This is a genomic window from Chryseobacillus diguaensis (genome assembly GCF_049220665.1).
Taxonomy (GTDB): domain Bacteria; phylum Bacillota; class Bacilli; order Bacillales; family Bacillaceae; genus Metabacillus_B.
In genome coordinates this window covers 43,081-63,079 of the sequence record NZ_JBMKNV010000002.1, presented here as the reverse complement: position 1 = coordinate 63,079, position 19,999 = coordinate 43,081, and the positions used below count along the sequence as shown (strand labels likewise).

At 39.7% G+C, this 19,999-nt stretch carries 17 protein-coding genes and 2 pseudogenes; 11 read left to right on the top strand and 8 right to left on the bottom strand.

The features are described from left to right. Positions 1–38: 38 nt before the first annotated feature. Entirely contained in the window at positions 39–2,777 is a 2,739-nt protein-coding gene (locus ACOT8F_RS03095) for a bifunctional YncE family protein/alkaline phosphatase family protein (RefSeq protein WP_421650094.1), read from the bottom strand. 488 nt (positions 2,778–3,265) lie between these two features. Here ACOT8F_RS03095 and ACOT8F_RS03090 point away from each other — a divergent pair, with 488 nt between their 5' ends. Next, on the top strand, positions 3,266–3,775 hold the full coding sequence (locus tag ACOT8F_RS03090) for a hypothetical protein (RefSeq protein ID WP_421650093.1): 510 nt from the start codon (positions 3,266–3,268) through the stop codon (positions 3,773–3,775). A gap of 85 nt (positions 3,776–3,860) precedes the next feature. On the opposite strand, the gene ACOT8F_RS03085 is transcribed toward ACOT8F_RS03090, so the two are convergent. Next, entirely contained in the window at positions 3,861–4,442 is a 582-nt protein-coding gene (locus ACOT8F_RS03085) for an NAD(P)H-dependent oxidoreductase (RefSeq protein ID WP_421650092.1), read from the bottom strand. 1,278 nt (positions 4,443–5,720) lie between these two features. Between ACOT8F_RS03085 and ACOT8F_RS03080 the strand changes: the two genes are divergently transcribed. From ACOT8F_RS03080 to ACOT8F_RS03060, 5 genes and pseudogenes are all read left to right on the top strand, one after another. Beyond that, positions 5,721–6,632: a LysR family transcriptional regulator gene (locus ACOT8F_RS03080; RefSeq protein ID WP_421650091.1), complete on the top strand. Its 912-nt coding sequence runs from the start codon at positions 5,721–5,723 to the stop codon at positions 6,630–6,632. 86 nt (positions 6,633–6,718) lie between these two features. Then, positions 6,719–7,106: pseudogene (locus ACOT8F_RS03075) on the top strand (carboxymuconolactone decarboxylase family protein). A 53-nt stretch (positions 7,107–7,159) separates the two neighbouring features. Further along, complete coding sequence (locus ACOT8F_RS03070; protein ID WP_421650090.1) at positions 7,160–7,519, top strand: CidA/LrgA family protein; 360 nt, start codon at positions 7,160–7,162, stop codon at positions 7,517–7,519. A 1-nt stretch (position 7,520) separates the two neighbouring features. Then, the gene (locus ACOT8F_RS03065) at positions 7,521–8,207 is read left to right on the top strand and encodes an LrgB family protein (RefSeq protein WP_421650089.1); all 687 of its coding nucleotides are present in this window, start codon (positions 7,521–7,523) and stop codon (positions 8,205–8,207) included. A gap of 347 nt (positions 8,208–8,554) precedes the next feature. Then, positions 8,555–8,995, top strand: a pseudogene (locus ACOT8F_RS03060) (POT-type proton-dependent oligopeptide transporter); the annotation flags it as partial. A gap of 129 nt (positions 8,996–9,124) precedes the next feature. Here ACOT8F_RS03060 and ACOT8F_RS03055 read toward each other — a convergent pair. Both ACOT8F_RS03055 and ACOT8F_RS03050 read right to left on the bottom strand, forming a co-directional pair. Continuing rightward, positions 9,125–10,228, bottom strand: coding sequence for an ATP-binding protein (locus ACOT8F_RS03055; RefSeq protein WP_421650088.1), 1,104 nt, complete (start codon positions 10,226–10,228; stop codon positions 9,125–9,127). After that, the gene (locus ACOT8F_RS03050) at positions 10,206–10,877 is read right to left on the bottom strand and encodes a cobalamin B12-binding domain-containing protein (RefSeq protein WP_421650087.1); all 672 of its coding nucleotides are present in this window, start codon (positions 10,875–10,877) and stop codon (positions 10,206–10,208) included. Before ACOT8F_RS03050 ends, ACOT8F_RS03055 begins: the two co-directional genes overlap by 23 nt. A 247-nt stretch (positions 10,878–11,124) precedes the next feature. Between ACOT8F_RS03050 and ACOT8F_RS03045 the strand changes: the two genes are divergently transcribed. Then, positions 11,125–11,820, top strand: a complete 696-nt coding sequence (locus tag ACOT8F_RS03045; protein ID WP_421650086.1) for a spore germination protein — start codon at positions 11,125–11,127, stop codon at positions 11,818–11,820. Between the two features lie 31 nt (positions 11,821–11,851). Here ACOT8F_RS03045 and ACOT8F_RS03040 read toward each other — a convergent pair whose 3' ends face one another. The 3 genes from ACOT8F_RS03040 to ACOT8F_RS03030 all read right to left on the bottom strand — a co-directional run bounded on the left by ACOT8F_RS03040 (position 11,852) and on the right by ACOT8F_RS03030 (position 14,390). Continuing rightward, a complete protein-coding gene (locus ACOT8F_RS03040) occupies positions 11,852–12,961 on the bottom strand; it encodes an acyltransferase (protein WP_421650085.1) in 1,110 nt (369 codons plus the stop codon). A gap of 367 nt (positions 12,962–13,328) precedes the next feature. Then, positions 13,329–13,526, bottom strand: a complete 198-nt coding sequence (locus tag ACOT8F_RS03035; RefSeq protein WP_421650084.1) for a hypothetical protein — start codon at positions 13,524–13,526, stop codon at positions 13,329–13,331. A 537-nt stretch (positions 13,527–14,063) separates the two neighbouring features. Further along, positions 14,064–14,390 (bottom strand): DUF3889 domain-containing protein, encoded by a 327-nt coding sequence (locus tag ACOT8F_RS03030; protein WP_421650083.1) that lies wholly within the window; start codon positions 14,388–14,390, stop codon positions 14,064–14,066. Positions 14,391–14,781: 391 nt separating this feature from the next. On the opposite strand from ACOT8F_RS03030, the gene ACOT8F_RS03025 reads away from it, so the two are divergent. From ACOT8F_RS03025 to ACOT8F_RS03015, 3 genes are read left to right on the top strand one after another with little or no spacing between them, the layout of a single operon-like run. Beyond that, the gene (locus tag ACOT8F_RS03025; RefSeq protein ID WP_421650082.1) at positions 14,782–15,009 is read left to right on the top strand and encodes a FeoA family protein; all 228 of its coding nucleotides are present in this window, start codon (positions 14,782–14,784) and stop codon (positions 15,007–15,009) included. Beyond that, positions 15,006–16,985 (top strand): ferrous iron transport protein B, encoded by a 1,980-nt coding sequence (gene feoB, locus ACOT8F_RS03020; RefSeq protein WP_421650081.1) that lies wholly within the window; start codon positions 15,006–15,008, stop codon positions 16,983–16,985. Before ACOT8F_RS03025 ends, feoB begins: the two co-directional genes overlap by 4 nt. Positions 16,986–17,010: 25 nt before the next feature. Further along, positions 17,011–17,208 carry a FeoB-associated Cys-rich membrane protein gene (locus tag ACOT8F_RS03015; protein ID WP_421650080.1) on the top strand — a complete coding sequence of 66 codons (198 nt, stop codon included), beginning with the start codon at positions 17,011–17,013 and terminating at the stop codon, positions 17,206–17,208. A 127-nt stretch (positions 17,209–17,335) separates the two neighbouring features. Here ACOT8F_RS03015 and ACOT8F_RS03010 read toward each other — a convergent pair whose 3' ends face one another. Beyond that, positions 17,336–17,680 (bottom strand): hypothetical protein, encoded by a 345-nt coding sequence (locus tag ACOT8F_RS03010; RefSeq protein ID WP_421650079.1) that lies wholly within the window; start codon positions 17,678–17,680, stop codon positions 17,336–17,338. Positions 17,681–18,154: 474 nt separating this feature from the next. Between ACOT8F_RS03010 and ACOT8F_RS03005 the strand changes: the two genes are divergently transcribed. After that, positions 18,155–19,978: an APC family permease gene (locus ACOT8F_RS03005; protein ID WP_421650078.1), complete on the top strand. Its 1,824-nt coding sequence runs from the start codon at positions 18,155–18,157 to the stop codon at positions 19,976–19,978. Positions 19,979–19,999 lie beyond the last annotated feature (21 nt).

Here is a 19,999-nt window from a genome sequence, read left to right as displayed (position 1 = left end):
CGTATGCAGGCTTCTAAAAGATTACGCTTCTATTAATCTCAGTCATTATCAGCAGGTGATGGTGCTTTACTTGCAGGCTGGTCAGCTGTTTCTTCAGGTGTCAGCACCTTTTGGTCTCCCGGATAAGGCTGATTATATCCTTTTGTTGCATACCATACAGCATGGTTCAACATGTTGGCATTTACTTCATCAGGTGATGCCGTTTTGCCGCTGAACAGATACTCATTTTTATTGGACCAATCTGCCCACTGTTTCACTAGCTGCTTCACAGCAGGTTTTTCTTCAGCACTTGTTTTCTTCTCGCCATTCATTGTGTCGAGAGGAATTTGGTTTTGAACAACATCATATGGAGTAAAGTCTGGCTTGTTGGTGAAAATTTCATTCATCGGCTGTGCAGCTGCATCATTTTGGTTCATCGGAGGCAGTCCCAATATTTGTTCAATGCTTCGTACCATATTAATGACAGTCCAATAGTGGCTGTCTATAGCCCCCCGTTTTACCCATGGGCTAATGACTTGAACAGGCTCTCGATGGCCGTCAACGTGATCTACGCCATTCTGTGCATCATCTTCTGTAACAAATATCACTGAGTTTTTCCAGTAAGGACTATGTGAAATCAATGAAACGATTTTCCCGACTGCCAAATCATTGTCTGCTACCATCGCTTGAGGCGTTGGAGATCCAGATGATGATCCTGAAGTATGATCATCCGTAACCCACATTGTGTTCAGCTGCGGCAAATCCTTATTTTTCACATGCTTTTCAAACTGCTGTTTGAATATTTCATAACGGTATTGATCAGGAATGTTCATATCAAATGTCGGATAAGGCTTGTACGTAATTGGCCCGAGTGATGGAATATCTGTTTCTGCTGAATAGTTGCCTACTGGAACATGCAGTTTCCCATCCTTCTGTCCGGATAAAATCAAAGAATCGTTATACCAGTCAGACCATGTACCGAATGGTGCGCTTCCTTTAAATCCGGTTGTATCCTCACCGAAATTTTCAACAGATAGGTTTTGTTTAATCGCTGAATCCCATAAATGGCCTGTTGGGGCATAAGCCATTGCATCTCCCGCTCCGCCTGGATAGCTTCTCACGTTTCCTGAGTCCGTTTCTTTATCTTCATAATCGGTATTGGTTCCCTGCATCACCCATTGATGACCGCTTGCTGACTGAATGCCTGATGTGTAGAAATTATCCAGCAGAGGAAACGTATTTGCGAGCTTATGCGTGTTTGGTGTAACCTCTTTGCCGAATTGTGTAAGAGCAGGCTCGCCATTTCCTTTGCCTAGATCGCCTAGCACCTGATCATACGTCCTGTTTTCCTTGATAATGTAAAACACATGCTTAATCACTGAAGGTTCGCCAATCCGTTCCGGCATGGCCTGTTGCTTCTTATTTTCTCTTGGCTTTGCATTAAGATCCTTTAGTCCAAACCAATCGTTATCAGCGTATACCTCTGCTGTTCCCTTAACCAGATCCTTTAGAGATGGATAAGGAATAAGAGAAACAGATCCTTTTTGAGCATAAGAGGTATGGCCTGTAACGGTTTTTCCTTGAATAGTTAAAGGACGCTCAGGTCCGAGGGAACCAACACCGTCTCCGTTAGCAACCAAAAGCCTGTTATGCTTTGAATCGATTGCAAGATCAACAGGGAACCATGCAGTTGGAAGAAGACCTTTTAATTGCGGCTGCTTTTTCGTACCTTTCCAGTCATACACGGCAATCGCATTATCACGTCCTAGGCTGACCAGTAATTTGTTTTTGCCAAGCATCTTTACAGCGTTTGGTGCAGATCCTTGAGGAGCTTTTGGATAGGGTTTGATCGGTATAGTTTGTTCAACCTTGTTGTTCTTTGAGTTAATGACTGAGATAGAGTCGCTGTTTGTATTCGTCACAAAAATATAGCTGCCAGATTGGGTCATTCTCTCAGGCTGAACTCCTACTTTAATTGTTTTAATGACTTTGTTTGTATTTAAATCTACCACTGAAACAGTTCCGGTAGAAGTCGCACCTGTTTTAGGGTTAACCACAACCGGTGTACCTGATGAATCAACCGTTGTATCTCCAGGTTTTGCTGCTCTGCCTCCCTGGTTCGTCACATAGGCGGTGTGACCGTTCACCAAGACACTTGAAGGCGCGTTACCTACTGAAACTTTTGCCGTTAATTTGCCTGTATCAGGATCGACAACACCCAGGCTGTTATCTCGGTTAAGAGCAATGAGCAGCTTTCCTTCTGGTCCTACTGCCAGATCCAGCGGGTTAATATTAGCATTATCTCCTGCAGCGGCCTTCGGGAGGCTGAATGTGTTTTGTATTTTAGGAATGCCGTCTTCCCCGACAGACATCACAACAAGCTTGCCTTCCGTTCCTTCTGAGCCAGTAGCGTAAAGCTTGCTTCCGTCCTTTGAATAAACGAGTCCCCACATATGAGAAAGCTTTAAAGCAAAATCAGTGCCGATTAACTTACCGGTTTTAAGATTAATAATGTTAAGTCCATTTCCGCCATAATCTGTCCGTCCATTTAATACAACAGCTGTTTTCCCATCAGGACGAATAGCTGCAGAAATAGGATTCCCTCCAAATTCCAGCTGTTTCCCTGCTGGTGTGACTAATTGGTTTACTGGTGTTAAGACCGAATGATCTTTCTGACGGCCGACTTGCTTTGAATCAAAAGCATGTCCTGTCATAGCGTAAGCACTGGCTGATCCAACAAGAACTGTACAAACAGCAATTCCGGAAAGTAGTTTCTTCTTATTACGCAATCTCTTCACTTCACTCATCCCAATCTGGTCATTTTTTTGCTAGTCCTAGCATATGTTAGAATACTCTTAATTTTTTAGAGAACGATTACCTAACTGTTAAACCACTGTGAATGTTTATTACGGGGATGAAAATAAGGTCTTCTGGCATTTATTCTAATAGGTAAATGGATAGGTTATTTAACAGAAATCTATTCGAGGGAGTATTTTACCAAGTCTATTAGAGGGTTATTAAAAGGAAAAAAATATTACAAAACTATCATTTAGGATCTGACGAGGCCATTTAATAAGGCAATAGCAATAAGTAAATTAATTTAGAGTAGAAATAGAGAGATAAGACGCATGTAGTTTTTGATGCCGGATAATTTTCAAAAAATAGATAATAATTCCTATAATACTATACGGTAATTAAACAAGAATACATAGAATGCATATCGGAAAAGGAAGAAAGATTTCATGCTCTACAAAAAACGGCTGGCCGTTATTGGTGTAATGTTCGCTTGAATAGAAGTATTCCAGAAGAAGTAAAAGAGATTGATAGTCACTCAGCTTTTGGTAATATCCGCGGGGCAGTCAAGGAAACAAATTATATCCGTTTTATTACAGATTTCGGTAATCGTGTAACAGAAATTTTAAAAATGTATGTACTCACCTCAAATATTACTTTTAGCGCAGGAACAGATTTTGCAAAGATTATTAAAGCATTTGGAAAGCTTGTTGGTGAACCTTCAGAAAACAATGCTTCCTATGGAGGAAATATTCATCAGTTTGGTTTTATTAAGGCTCTTTTCTTAAACTTTCACGACCCTATATATAGTCCTCGAAACCATTGGAATGGCAAAAACTTTAAGAAAAGAAGCCCTAGGCTGGACTTATTGCGTGATAAGTGCTTGTACAAAAAGCAACAATCTTTGCGAAAACAGCCTTTCTTAAACTTTGCTGCTCATGACCCTATATATAGTCCTCGAAACCATTGGAATAGCAAAAACTTTAAGAAAAGATGTCCCTAAGCTGGACTTATTGCGTGATAAGTGCTTGTACAAAAAGCAACAATCTTTGCGAAAACAGCCTTTGTTAAATTATTGAGACACTCTGCTAAATAATCTGAATAATGTCTTTTACTTCTCCAAGCATAATTTCCCGGGCTTTCTTATCCACATAAGGAACAGAGTAGAAAAATTTATGGGTGAGTGTCTCCATTCCAGTAAACCTGAAAATCCCCAAATCTGTTGTATCATACATGGCAGAGACAAGCTGCTTGGTTGCAATAAATTCTTGAGAATGGCCAGTTGTTTGAAAAACATGAGCTTTTTTACCTTCCAGCAGCCCTTCTGTTTTGTCATTCACAAAACGAAAGGCAAACCCATTCGTAAAGACTCTGTCAATATAGCCTTTCAGAATGGCCGGCATACTGTTCCACCAAGTGGGATAAATAAAGATAATATGCTCTGCCCAGGCAAGATACTCTTGTTCTGCAGCGATATCTTCCGGCAGCTTGTTTTGGTAAAACTGCAAATAATTATCTTCATACAGGACAGGCTGAAATTGCAAAGCATACAAATCGCGAATATAAAAGTCATACTTTCGCTCTCTTAACACCTGAATGACAGACTCCTTTATCGCAGCACAAAAGCTTCTTTCGTTAGGATGGGCATAAATAATGAGCGTTTTCGGCATCTCGATCCCCTTTTTCGAATGGTTCTGTTAAGCGTAGTATATAACTTCCTGTCCAGGTTATACCAAATGGGTGAGTGTTTTCATGTATGGTAACTGTAATCCCTTATATAAATATTTTGATCCGCTTTTTCACATAAGACTGTTTTCGCAGAGATTGTTGCTGTTCGTAAATGCTTTTATCACGCATTTTAACTTGCTTCGGGGCTTCTTTTCTTATAGTTCTGCAAAACAAGGGTCCTGCAGCTGAAATTTAGAGTGAGAAGAAACAATGTTTAAGAAAAGAGCCTAACATAAAAAAGAGGCCTCCTTTGAGACCCCTTTATGTTATACAGCCGAACTGCACGAAAAACAAAGCTTCATCTGATATTATCCACGATCGATATAAAGAAAAGAACTGTTCTACCCTTCTGAAGCAAAATGGCGGCTCAAAGCTGTGAAAGATTTCAGGCAAGCTCTTACCGGCGTAATGGTAAACAAAGGATTTTTCATAAAATAAGATCAAAGCTTTCCGCTTGTCTCGAGTGGAAGGCTTTTCCTTTTTATCGGCTCATTAAAGGATTTCATTAAGGAGAATAGAACATTTTGTTTACCTTCATTCATGAAAGCAACATCCGCTTGAATTTCTTCCTTCTCCTTCTTTCTATTGTAAGAAGTGATTTCATCTTTTCCCTTGTATAAACTAAATTCAAGCTGAAATATTGCAGCAAATTTTATATAATGAGTCCCTTTATAACAGTCCTTTTTTCCTTTATGAGAGCAAATTGCTATTTCTTCCCCGAAGGGCTGGTGCAATGAGCATCGTATCCACCTTGCCTTTTAAACCTTATCTTTATTGTATCTGAATGGATGATTGGTAGGTGCAGGGAATCGTGAGTTTATTGGGCTCTGTCCCCTATATTGATGGGGCACCTGGCCCCTGATGCGTTAATTGGCTGAGGGACAGGTATCACACTCTTTAAACCCTTGTTGTGTATAGGATGTTAGCAATGGGCACCATACCTTTAACTCTTTAGCAGAGTGAGGGTCAGTGCTGGCAGGTTTTAACTCTGTCCCTCTTCACGGTAATTCATTAAGGGACAGAGACCATGCTTTTTAAATCCGGATCAGGCAAAGAGTCTGACTAATGGGGACAGAGCTTTCATTCATTAGCGCGGCTGGGGACAGGGGCTTAGCATTTTATGGTGACAGAGACCTTTTTCATTCAGCAAATCACTCTTTTCCATTAAACTAATGAAAGAACACAAAATAAGGAATCCTATTAAATACGGGGTGTTAAAAATGGAATTAAGACAGCTGCGTTATTTTCTCGCTGTAGCAAAACATAGAAATTTCACGAAGGCAGCTGGGATCCTCCTTGTATCTCAGCCGGCTCTTAGCAAAATGATCAGAAGTTTAGAGGAAGAACTTGGCGAAAAGCTGATTGAACGAACCAATAAAGTGACTGAGCTTACAGATGCAGGAAGAGTTGTATACGAGTATGCGGCGAATATTTTAAGCCTGACGGAGGATTTATCCCGTTCTCTAGAGGATATGACAGATTTAAGAAGAGGCGAGATTTCAATAGGGATTCCCCCGATTATCGGCAGTTTGTTTTTTCCTAGGGTGCTTGCTGCGTTTCATAATGAATATCCCAATGTGAAAATTGATATTAAGGAATACGGTGCCAAAAAGGTGGCAGAAAGTATTCTGACGGGAGAAATAGAAATAGGTGTCGCTGTTATTCAAATGATCAGCCTGGAGGATTTTGAAGTCTATCCTATTGTGAAAGAGGATATGGTTGTACTGGTGAACGAGAACCACATTCTAGCTAAAAGGGACAGTGTAGCTTTGAAGGACCTCAAGAATGAGGAATTCATTTTCTATAATGAAGATTTTGCTCTTTTTGAGCTTGTCAGGCAGCATTGCATCAGTGAAGGCGGCTTTGAACCGGATATTCTTTTTCAAAGCTCCCAGTGGGATTTTATGTCGGAGATGGTGGCAGCTGGAATGGGAATTACAATTCTTCCCCAATCCATTTGCAACAGAGTGCAGAACCGTTCTGTTGTCCAGGTTGCCTTAAAAGACACCACGCTTAAATGGAAGCTTGCCATTATTGCTGCAGAAGGCCGGTATGTATCACATGCCAGCAGAGCTTTTATTGATTTTCTGATAGAAGGAAAGAAATCGTTGCTCCCCCAGCATAACCAATAGTTATCGCATGCATAATAATTATGTATTTCACGAATATTTAATTGTGTAGTACAGTTTATATTGACATTCAATACAGGAGAATCCTTATGAACGGCCGCCATCAAGTTGGTATGGATAATTAATGGAATACACAGATACATCAAATAAAGAAATTTCCACTCATTTAAAAATAGTGGAAGACCTGTAAGATATTGCTCCGGACGTTGCCGACATGATTATCGATTTCGACAAGCGAAGTATATGCAAGAGAAGGATTGACAAACATGCACTTGTTACGATCTCTTCATTGGTTAACAGGGTACTAAACCTCAGCTTAAGCTTCATTTAAATACAGGACTTACAGCTGGTATAACAAGAAAAGAAATTGTTGAGTCCATTATTCAGCTGATTCCTTATACTGGTTTCCCAAGAGTGCTGAATGCCCTTAGAGTTGCCAATAAGGTACTCGCTCAACGAGAAGAACAAACAAACTAAATGAATTTGATAAGAGGCCTTATCGGGCTCTTTCCTTTTTTAGGAGGAAAAGAATGAAACTCCTCATCATTATTGCCCAAGTAATTTTGATTAACTGTTTTTTCCTGCTCGGCATGCTTATCAATCATATGAGCGGTCTCCCAATACCATCAGGCATTATCGGAATGATTTTGCTGCTGGCAGCCCTGTATTTAAAAATCATTAAACTTAAGTGGGTGGAAATGGGAGCATCCTGGCTTCTTGCAGAATTGCTTCTATTCTTTGTGCCTTCTGCTGTAGGAGTCGTCCAAATACATGATTTGTTCAGCACGCTCGGGCTAAAGTTCCTGGCTATTATCATCATCAGCATAATAATTGTCATGGGTGCCACTGCCTACACAGCAGAAAAATTATATGAAAGGCGAATGAAATAACATGACGCTTTTATTCACAGCTTTAACCTACTTCATCTATATATGGACAAAGCGGATTAACGGCAAGTACAAAAGAATTTGGACTCATCCTCTTATTTTGTGTCCGGTTGCACTCATCTGCCTGTTAGCTGTCTTCCGATTTCCAGCTGCAGAGTATTTAACATCTTCCCGGCTTTTGACTGATATGCTTGGACCGGCAACCGTTGCTTTTGCCATTCCTATCTACAAACACAGACATTTAATAAAAAAATACTCATCCATCATTTTATTCAGTGTTGCTGCGGGTTCAATCGCGGCTATCATCTCTTCTTACTTTATGACCTTTCTCGTTAAGGCAAGTCCTGAGTGGATATTAAGTGTTCTTCCCCGTTCAATCACTACTCCTATTGCGATTGAAGTTTCAAAAGGAATCGGAGGGCTTCCTGCCTTAACAACGGTATTTGTGATTATTACAGGAATCGCAGGCGGAATAATTGGTCCGCAAGTCATTAAGCTGCTATCCATTCGTTCCCCTATAGCGAAAGGGCTAATGCTTGGTATGGCAGCGCATGGCGTAGGAACCTCCAAAGCTATGGAATATGGTGAGCTTGAAGGAACTTTCTCAAGCCTTTCTATGATCCTGGGTGGATTTATGACTCTTTTATGGTCCTATTCCCTTATACCTATGCTGATAAAGGTATTTTCTTAATAAAAGGCTGTTTTCGCAAAGATTATTGCTAATAGTATGGTCTTATAACGCGTATAAAGATTAGCATCGTCGCATCTTTTCTTAAAATACGCGGGGTATTCATGCTCTATATTCACTTAATTGCATGAAAAAACAACAAAGTTTAAGATAAAAAACTGACCTATGTTTCCCGCATCAGATCAGTTTTATCTTTTTACTTACTATTCCGCAAAAACATTTAATTCTAATAAACTTTTTATTTCGGACAAGATCTTTAAAAGCCTGCCAGAATAAGCTTATCTCTACATATTTAGTGGATCTTGATTAAAATTTTCTGTTATTTTCAAATAAAACTATTGACTCGAAATATCATTATTCTGGCTCCAGTGTTCGCCTCTCTATGGGTGAAGCTCGGCAGCCGCCAGCCCTCTACACCTAAGAAATTCTCGCTTGGTCTTTTGTTCGCTGGATTGTCATTTTTGATCATGATTATTCCTGCTTATATGAATGGTACAGATTCTCTAGTAAGTCCTATGTGGCTTGTTCTAAGCTTCCTGCTCGTTGTAATCGGCGAGCTTTGCCTTTCCCCTGTTGGACTTTCTACAACAACAAAATTGGCGCCTGCTGCATTCTCAGCACAAACGATGAGCCTCTGGTTCCTTACAAGTGCTTCCGCACAGGCAATCAACGCACAAATTGTACCTTTGTATAATGCCAAAACAGAGATTGTATACTTTGGAGTGATCGGTGGTCTTTCCATTGTACTTGGCATTCTGCTGCTTTTAGCTGCGCCTCGTATTTCTAAATAATGAGAGGGATTCTATAATTCTTTTTTAAAAGGGCTGCGGCCGCTAGTCAAAAGACTTGCGGAGGCAGCTCTCTTATTCATTTGAGGTAAATAAAAGCCATCCGACGGTGTGTCAGATGGCTACAGGGGGCTAAGAGGAAAAAGGAAGAATAATTTTGGCTCTTGTTCCTTCAGCGGAACTCTCTACTACTTCGATATCTCCAGAATGCAGCTTCATGATTTCCTTGCTTACTGCAAGACCAAGGCCCTTGTTCTCTTTCTTTGTTGTAAAGAAAGGAGTAAACAAGTGCTTAAATACTTGCCGGTCCATTCCTATGCCGTTATCTTCAAGATAAATTTCAATCGCTTTTTTGCTTAACCGGTAATACAGTTTGATTTCATTGGCACAATCGCCATCTCTTTCCATACACGCTTCAAAAGCATTTTTTGCAATGTTCAAAAGAACTTGTGAAATTCTCTTCGTATCAACTTGTATTAGGGGATTTTGAAAGTTAGCTATATAGGAGAACGTGCAGCCGTATTTCTCAGCTTCATTTTTCGTATGGAGAACCACTTCGTCCAGAAGCTGGGACAATTGAACTTTTTCTTTATTTAAAAGCAGAGGATAATTATCAAAAAGAAATTCAAATAAAATATCATTCGCCCGGTCCAAGTCGGAATAGCCAAATGAGTTGCCTTCCATTTTGACTAAGTGAGGTTTAACCTGATTGAAAAAACCTTTTATATTACCTGAGTTTCCTGACATTTCCTTTGATATGTTCGAAGCCAGATTCTTAAAGGTACTTAAATTCTCTGGAACGGCAGTAATTTCTCTGAGTTTTTTCAATGATTCTTCCAGTTCGGCATTTTTTTCCAAGAGGGATATGTTTGCATCAATTAAATTCATCTCGAGATTTTTCATTGCGTTATAAACTGGTTCTAGTGATTCCTCTTTATTAACACAGAAAATATGAATGAGATCCTTCGTTTCGTATTGAACGTAGAGATCAAATAAGCATAATGTTTTTGTTTTAGTCTTCAGATTTAATTCAAACTTTGATATGGAAGGTGTATCCAGAAGGAATTTTATAGCTTTTTTCTTGCTGCCGATTCCTACTATATCAAGAAAGGAAATCGCTTCATCAAATTCGAGAAACGTCTTTCTTGAGACAGCCAGAATGTTTAATTTTCGATCCACCAAAAAATAAGGAAATGGGATCTTTTCATATTTATTACCCACTAATTGCGTTTCCATGCTGAACAGCCCCTGTATTTATAATGAGCTCTTCCAGTTGAGACAGATCCTGTATAATCATCACATTTGGAGGACAATGAAATTCTAAATCATAATTGGAAGCAAGTCTTCCTCCTACCATAATCGTCGGAAAGAAGTCAAGTTTTTCCAGTTCATCAATATATTTTGAAATGAGCGGCAAATAGTATGCGATATTGGCCGAAATGCCAATAACTTCAGGCCTGAATTTTTCAGCAAATTCCACAGCATGCTGAAGCGGCAGGTTTGCCCCTAAACATTTTGTCTGCCAGCCACTTTCCTCAAAAATATTGGAAGCAATCTGGATGCCAAGATCATGCTGCTCTCCTTCTACACAGAAAAACATGGCTTTTCTTAAACCTGCTTTGCGCGTAAAAGAGTTTCTCTTCATTGTTTTATATTGCTTATAAATAAGAAGATTTTTGCACACTTGTGAAGCTACGTGTTCTTCGGCAACGGTTATCGCATTTTCTTCCCACTGTTCCCCAATATAATACATGGCTTCTTTCAGCGCTTCATAAAATCCTGAGCCTCTTTCCTTCTCTGGGAATTCTTCTGCTAAATACTCCCACACCTGGTTTACTCTGCCGCCCAAAAGCAGATCTCCCAGTTTTTCTATTTCTATACCCACACTATCACCTGCCTCTATATTTTTGAAATTTTATGTTAACTTTTCAGCTAATTAAAGAGTAACATAATTTCAAACCAGAATAAACGGCAATCTGGGGAATAACACACATATAAGATTTCACTCTGCCCTGCATATATTGACTCTTATTTCTGCCTATTTTCACATATTTTTCATTAAATGACAAAAGATAAACTATCGCAATGTTGAACGGATAAACTTCATAAAAAGGTTTTATCAGAGAAACTAAATGAAAATCTCCATTTACTGGATCTTTAGCTCCATACATTTTGTTGAGACTGCAAGAAGCAATACCGCCCTTGTCAGAAGAAGGTTACGAACATCGGAACTAAAGCTTGAGAGCTTTACTGTCGGTGAGTACTCGCATACTAAAGTCGAAGACATGTATCTTGAAAACAAAGCAGATAAAAAAACACTTCAGACAATCAGACAAAGACTGAATTCAACAGTAAACAACATTGTCATTGAATCCGGATACATTGAAAAAATACTGCAAGACAACCAGACGATACTTTTCCCGACCATAAACCATACGGAAAGACCTGATGAAGCAACTGGCAGTCTGCTGGCTGGCCGCATCGCCATTTTTACAGATGGCACCCCTTTGTCTTGCTTGTTCCGACAAGCTTACATCATTTTTTCTATTCGACAGAGGATCAATTTCGGAAAATCTTTGCGTATTTTGAGGTTTGCTGCGTTTTTGCTCTCTCTTTTGGCACCGAGTCTTTATATTGCCATGATGAATCACCATCAGGGGCTTATTCCAACTTCACTTTTAATAAGTCTCTATGATTCTGACAAACTCATAACAAATTACATAAGAAAAATTACTTTTATTAACCTCGAATATATTTCTTCGTTTCTCCTGCTGCTAGCTCTTGGACTTTTCTATATGATCAAAATGAGAAAGAAAATTCCAAAGTAAAACCCCGGGAATTCCCGGGGTTTTACTTTATTTATGCCGACATCCGCTTCTCTGCAGCCACGGCAGGGTCTTCTGCTTTTTTTGCATTCTTTATTTTTGGTACAGGTATGAAAAAGCTGCTGAAAGGAATGAATTGAATAATCCGTATGCCTGCAACTGCAATGAGAAGGACAGCCACGAACATGACGGCCACATATTTCATATCCCAATAGCTTTGAGGCAAGTGTCTCGCCATTAGATAAAGAATCAATGGATGTACTAGATAGATTCCCATGGAATATTGTCCAAGAATGACCAATGGCTTTTTGATCACAGCCCATTTAGATAGAAAAGGATAGATTCCGACTACAGCTAGTGACAGCAAGGGAATATTTATTAAGTTGGAGATTCTGCGGTTTGAGACATAGCCATTCAATGTGTACTCCACAATCGCTCCTGCGAAAATGGCAATTGAAATGAAGAGCATGAGCCATTTCCGTTTTTTCGTTAGAGCGACAATGCCTTCCCAGTAAAACGCCATAAAACCGCCAAACGCAAAATAGAAAATCCAGATCGGCATAAAGGATTTGCCTCCGAGATAATCACCCAGCGGACCTTCAATGTTCGGATGAAATCCATAAAGTTTATAGCTGATGATAAAGGAAATGAAAGCAAAGACTAAAATAAGCGATTGAGTCTTAAAAATCTTTTGGATAATTGGAAAAATAATATAAAATTGCACAACAATCGCGATAAAGTAGAGATGGTAAAACGCATTTCCGCTTAAAATGGTGCCTGCCTCTTTCCAAGGATCTGCAAATTCCCATTTTTCATAGTAAAATCGCAAATAGCGGTATATGGCACTCCAAAGAAGAAAAGGAATTAAAATCTTTGAAATACGCGTTTTCAGGAAATAGCCTAATTTGAACTTCTTCCTTGTCAGAGGATAAAATAACAGAAACCCGCTGATCAGTGCAAAAATTGGTGTTCCGAATCTTCCTATCTGATTAAGGAAGTACGTAAAGCTGTTGTATGTATCATTGTTCATCGCGGAGTTCGTTGCAGAGACATGGACGCCAACCACCATCAAGCATGCTATTGCTCTTAAAAAGTGAATCTCAAATAGATAGGTTTTCTTTTGGCCTGTTTCGGATTTAGCCATCTTTTTTCATCTCCTCTCCTTTACTTTCTTTTTTCGAATCCTCTCTTATTTTAAAGAGAAATAAAGGAGATATGGGGGCAATTATGGAAAACTGTCCATTGGTCTCGGTTTTTAAAAGGGGACATATGCTTCAGTAACAGGGAAATGAAAGCGCTTTTCCTTTACACATCAGAATAAGGATATAGTCCCCTTTATTAAAATAAGATTAAAAATAAGTGAAAAAGTCGTATTTTGCAGATTAAAGGAAAATGAGGATGATATTGGTTAATTTCGAGCGAAAGAAGAATTAAGATTTAGTCATCTGTCTATTCTAAAGATTGTTCAACAAAAAAGAAGCAAGAACATCCGCGATGTTCTCGCCTCTCATTTACAATATTTTGCGTCTTCCTTTTCTCGTAAGGGCATAAACTAAATATAAAATAAACCCAATAACACTTCCGGAAATAATCGATCCGATGAATACAGCAGCAATTTCCTGCAAGCCTGCTGGACTTTTAAGCTGCGTTAAATGGAAAACGAGGAAAAGTACAGAAGGGACAAGCAGCCATACATAAATTTTTTTCATGATGTATCTCCTTTTAAATACATCTATTTTATCTTATTTTCAATTCATTTCTCAAACTTTATTATCCAAAATAAAAGATTTATCTTGCCTAAATCAGATAGGATTATTTGTTTTCATATTCTAAAATTTGACCATATGAAAAACGATGACAAAGAAAAGTAATCTATGCTGCATTCTAAAGCAAGTCGGAGATGGTGCAAGCCAGATGAAAAGGGATAGATAAAAAAAAATGAAGAATTATAAACGATGCTTCTTATCCAGAGAGACGGAGGGACTGGCCCGATGATGAATCTTTCATTACCTTAAAAGGGATTTGGCTCAAAATCAAACCAAACTTATCGGATTTATAAAAGGCTGTTTTCTCAGAGATTGTTGCTGTTCATAAATGCTTTTATCACGCATTTTAACTTGCTTCGAGGCATCTTTTCCTAAAGTTTCTGCAAAATCAAGGTCCTCCAGCTGAAATTTAGAGTGTGAAGCAACAAAGTTTAAGAAAAGAGCCTTTTAAAAAGCCTCTAAAACCTATTTACCAATTGCTTACCGATCTGTTTTCTGAAACGTAATGCTTTTCACACCTTCTGTTTCTGTATCAAATTCCACCGTAACATAAAGGCCGTATTCTTTGCCGTCTTCTCTCATCCATAGCTTGAACTTTTCTTTTGCCGTGCGAAAACCAATTTTTTCTCTACCTATATGAAGATAATCAACAATTTCTGCTTTTGGATATTTTTCTTCTGTCTTTTTTAGTGCAATTCTGGACCATTTTGCATATTCAGGGGGCCTGGTCTCTGTAATTACCGGTTTTACAGCTGCAGTACCGGGGGACTGACAGAGCATGTTCAGACAAATAATCCACGTAATCATGGACAGTTCCCTCCCGTTTTTTTATTAGGGTGTTTTCGCAAGGATTGCTGCTATTCGTATGCTTTTAGAAAACGTATGAAAATAGGCTTCGTGCATCTTTTCTTAAAATTTCCGCCTAACTGGAAGGTATATTCAGTAAAAAGAGGCGAGAAAACTGCAAGGTTTAAGAAAAGAGCCTTTCTATATATTTACATTTGTATTCTTGTTAGGAATTTATCTAAATAGAAAAGATCCTTTATTAGTGTGGCACTTTTCCTTTAAAACATGTATGAATCCTTCAATGCGCTCAATTTCTCAATTAATTGAAAATTAACCGTATACCTTTCTTTTTAACCATGCTATACTTAAAAAAAGATTGATAATGATTCTCATTATTAAAGGAACGATGCACATGAACTTATATCAATGCCCAAAAGGCACAAAAGCTACGATAAAAGATCTTCCGCAAACAGATGATCTCACATACAGACGTTTTGTCTCACTTGGAATGAACATCGGCTCAAGTATTTGCCTGAAGCAAAAATCAGCTTTTGGCGGTCCGTGCATCGTTGAATGCAACGGAAAATGCATTGGGCTTAGAAAACTGGATGCCCTTCGAATTGAGGTTGAAAAAAGATGAATACCATCGCCCTTTTAGGAAACCCCAACACGGGAAAAACAACTTTATTTAATGCATTGACGGGTTCCTACGAATATGTCGGAAACTGGAGCGGTGTAACAGTTGATAAAAAAGTAGGCCAATTAAAGCAGAATGCGGGCCAGATTGTTGATCTGCCCGGTGTATATAGCTTAAATCCCCTTTCGAATGATGAAGCAGTTGTATCCAGATACTTACTGTCAGAAGAATTTGACGGGTTCCTGAATGTTGTAGATGCCTCGCAGCTAGCTCAAAATCTGCACCTTACTCTGCAAATGCTTGAATACGGCAAGCCTGTTACGATTGGTTTAAATATGATCGATGTAGCAAAGCTCAGAGGAATAAAAATAAAGCACGAACAATTAGGAAAACTGCTAGGCGTTGAAATTGTTCCGGTCATTGCCAGAAATGAAAAAGGCTGTAAGGAGCTTGTCGCCTCGTTAGGTAAATGGAGCAAAGAACAATCCTTTGTAATTGACTATGGACAAGAAGCGGAAACCATTCTTTCTGAAATGATGGTGCTGCTCGAAAATACCGAACATGCCAGATGGAAAGCTATACAGTTTATCATCGGCAACAGTGAAATGGAGAAGCATCTATCAAAAAATCAGCATTACAGCCAATTACAGGAACTGCGAAGCACGCTGTCGTCTTCTCTCAAGCAGCCTCCTGAAGCTTATTTTCACCACCAGCGCCAGCTGAAAATTGATGCACTGCTTGAAAAAGTCCTTACATATAGTGCACAGGAAAAAACAGCTCTTTCCGAAAAGATTGACCGGATTGTAACGCATAGATTTCTTGGAATTCCGATTTTCCTTGGAATCATGTATCTTGTGTTTCAGCTCACGTTTGCATGGGCCGGTACCCCGCTTTCTGATCTTTTGGATGGAATCTTTAATGGGACCTTAAAGGATTGGGCGCTTGCTGGCCTTTCAGCCGTTGGTGCATCTGAATTTATCAAAGCACTTGTAACAGATGGTATTATTGCAGGAGTCGGCGGAGTCCTTGTCTTCCTTCCGCAAATCTTTGTCCTGTTTTTCTTCATCTCCTTGCTTGAAGATTCAGGGTACATGGCAAGAATCGCGGTTGTGATGGACAAATTTATGGAGTATTTCGGTTTGAACGGAAAAGCATTCATCCCAATGATCATCGGGTTTGGCTGTAATGTGCCAGGTATCATGGCGGCAAGGACGATTGAGCAATCAAAGGAAAGGCTGCTCACCATATTGGTTACTCCCTTCATGTCCTGCTCAGCAAGACTTCCAGTTTACGCCTTGTTTGTAGGAGCCTTTTTCGACCAGAATCAGGCGCTTGTTGTTCTCTCGCTTTATGTACTCGGTATTGTACTGGCACTCGTCATTACAAAAATCCTTTCCATGACGATGCTGAAGGAAGAGCGTTCCTTCTTCGTTATTGAACTCCCCCCTTATCGTCTGCCGCAAGGAAAAACACTACTGCGCAGCACGTGGGATAAAGGAAAAGGCTTTGCACGAAAAGCCGGAACTTTCGTTTTTGGAGGTTCCGTTGCCATTTGGCTCCTGACTTACGCAGGACCAGGGGGATTGAATGTATCAATGGACCACAGCTTCCTTGCCTTGATTGGAGGTTTGCTGATTCCAATCCTTGCGCCAATCGGATTTGGCACTTGGCAGGCAGGGGCTTCTCTTCTGACAGGCTTTTTGGCCAAGGAAGTTATCGTTTCTACCATGTCCATTATTTATGCCGTATCTGAAAGCGAATTGGGAAAATCACTGCAATCCTTTTATACGCCATTATCAGCCTACAGCTTTATGGTTTTCGTTCTATTATATATTCCATGTCTTGCAACGGTTGCCGTTATCAAACGAGAAACGGGCTCTGCAAAATGGACAGCATTCTCAATCATATACCCGCTCGTCATTGCTTACGGATTGTCCCTTCTGATCTTCCAAATCGGTAGCTTTGCGGGACTCGCTTAATCCATTTAAAAGGTGGTAGAAGAACATGCTCATTAACATACTGATCGGTTTATTGATTTTCGGCTATGCCGGATACACAATCTTCAGGCACGTCCAAAAAAGCAAAAAAGGAAAATGCGCTGCATGCGAGCTGAACAAATCCTGCAGCAAGCAAGTTTGCACCATCCCTGAAATCAAACGTGAGGATGATGGCCATTCGTTATCGAAGCCGAATGCGCTTTAATATAAAGGAACAGTCTTCCAGATGAACCTAGACCTGTCAAGTAGACTTTGTTAAGAAACTGCCTTATGCGGCATGAGTTCGATATTCCACTGAACTCATGCCGTATTTGTTTTGAATTCGGATTTCGTTATGGATTTAGAGACTTCTTCAAAGGTTTCTGGTGAACAGAAGCAGGGCATCTCGCATTGAGATGGCTGAAAAAGTTCTCTACGCATTTGTCTAAGCAGTTGCCTCTGGTAAGTCCATAACTTTCTACTGTTTGAATGTAAGTTGGATTCGTAAACTGGAAGCCTTGATCACTGTGTAAGATGGCTCCTTTTTCGAATCCTTTTTCTTTTAACTGGCGTATGGTTTCCATAACGAGAGTTATTCCTTGATGCTGGCCAATTGTATATGCGACAATCTCGTTATGGTACAGATCCTTTATAGCACGGTCATAAATCCATCTGACAAAACTGTTCGGTAATGGCATTTCTCGAATGCCCTTCCAGATAAAGTTCAACAGCTTGCTTCTTTAAAAGTGTGAAAAGAATTAATTAGTTTTTTCTCCATAAAAAAAGAACCTCCAAGAAGACTACCTAAAATCTTATCACTTCTAGATAAGGGTCAGGTTTTTTTATGTCTATTTGAGAGGTACTATATCACAGAGTAGGCAGGCTTTTTTTCATTCTTTCGGTCTACTCCTGCAATTACATATTTAATGCGATGTTTGTTAATAATTCCCTTAAAAAGATATCTATAAAATATTATATTTAAATTGGCATTTACCTACTTGAAAAAATATATTTTTAGGTTACATTTAGTAAAGTGCCTTAGAAAGGTTTATGCCCTTTTATTAGGGATGATAACTTACTGCAAGGTTGTCTGAAAAGTACAGGATTAGGGTATTAATCCACAAACACAGTGTAAGATCTTTTTTAAGCAATTCATTATGGTGGTGAACATTTTGTATTCAACTCTAAAAAGAATATTGATCGGGAAGCCTTTAAAATCCAATCAATTGGCAGAACAGCGGCTGAACAAGCTGAAAGCCCTTGCCGTATTATCCTCTGATGCTCTTTCTTCCGTTGCTTATGGAACAGAGCAAATATTGATTGTATTGGCCACCATAGGTTTTATCGCCTTCTGGTATTCCATACCAATCGCAATTGCCGTTTTGGTGCTGCTAACCGCCCTGATCTTTTCTTATAGACAGGTTATCTATGCTTATCCTCATGGCGGCGGAGCTTATGTCGTATCAAAAACAAATCTTGGCGTCACTCCTGGATTGATTGCCGGCGGCTCTCTTCTTGTCGACTATATATTGACTGTAGCTGTTAGTGTGACTGCAGGAACGGATGCTATTACATCTGCATTTCCTTCACTGCATGCTCATAGGGTTGCCATCTCGGTCATTATGGTTATTATTATTACAATTCTAAATTTAAGGGGTTTGACGGAATCTGCTACATTCCTTGCCTACCCTGTTTATTTATTTGTTGTCGGACTTATTATTTTGATTTTATTCGGCATCTTTAAAGTCGCAACAGGTCAGGTGCCTCCTGAAACTCATGCACCCCTAGGAGCAGCCGTTCCAGGGATCAGTTTATTCCTCTTATTGAGAGCATTTGCATCAGGCTGTTCAGCTTTGACCGGTGTTGAAGCGATCTCAAATGCAATACCAAACTTTAAAGAACCGGCACCAAGGAATGCAGCCAACACCCTTTTAATGATGGGCGGTTTGCTGGCTATTCTTTTCACAGGAGTCACTCTATTGGCTTTTTGGTACGGGATTGCACCTAAAGCCGATGAAACAGTTGTCTCCCAGATTGCTTCCGAAACGTTTGGCAGAAACTTTATGTATTTTTTCATTCAGGCATCAACTGCTCTGATTCTAGTTCTTGCAGCCAATACAGGCTTTTCAGCTTTCCCGCTGCTTGCCGTTAACCTTGCATCAGACAGGTATATGCCTCGTATGTTCCTTTTAAGAGGTGACAGACTTGGATACTCGAATGGAATCCTGGCCCTTAGCATTGGATCCATTATTCTCATAGTCGCCTCAAACGGTCAGACAGAGCAGCTGATCCCGCTTTACGCAGTTGGAGTATTTATACCTTTTACTCTTGCTCAGACAGGTATGATCATTAAGTGGTTAAGGGAAAAACCGAAGGGCTGGGGCTTTAAGCTTGCAATCAACCTGCTTGGCGCGCTTATAACAGCAACGGTTCTTGCTATTTTCTTTATAACAAAATTCAACCAAGTATGGTATGTGCTGCTGTTCCTGCCTGCGATCGTTTTCTTGTTTAAACGGATTCATAGGCACTATGATGATGTTGGCCAGCAGCTTCGTATTAATGCAGAGGAAAAAATACCCCCTATAGAAGGGAACGTCATCATTGTTCCTGTAGCAGGGATTACTAAGGTAGTAGAGAATTCTCTGAACTACGCAAACAGCATTGGCGACCAGGTTATCGCTGTTTACGTTGCCTTTGACCGTGAAAGTGAAAAGAAATTCGAAGAGAAATGGAAAAAATGGCAGCCTAATGTGCGGCTTGTCACGTTTGTTTCCCAGTATCGAAGTTTGCTTCGTCCGATTGGACGGATTGTCGATGTCATTGATGAAAAAGCAGAGGAATACAATTATGAAGTAACAGTTCTTATTCCTCAATTCATTACAAAGCAAAGCTGGCATTATATTTTGCACAATCAGTCCAGCATTGTCCTGAGAACGTATCTTCTTTACCGGAAAAATATCATTGTTACCACAGTTCCATATCGTTTTACAAAATAAGAAAAGCGCACCGGATCAAAT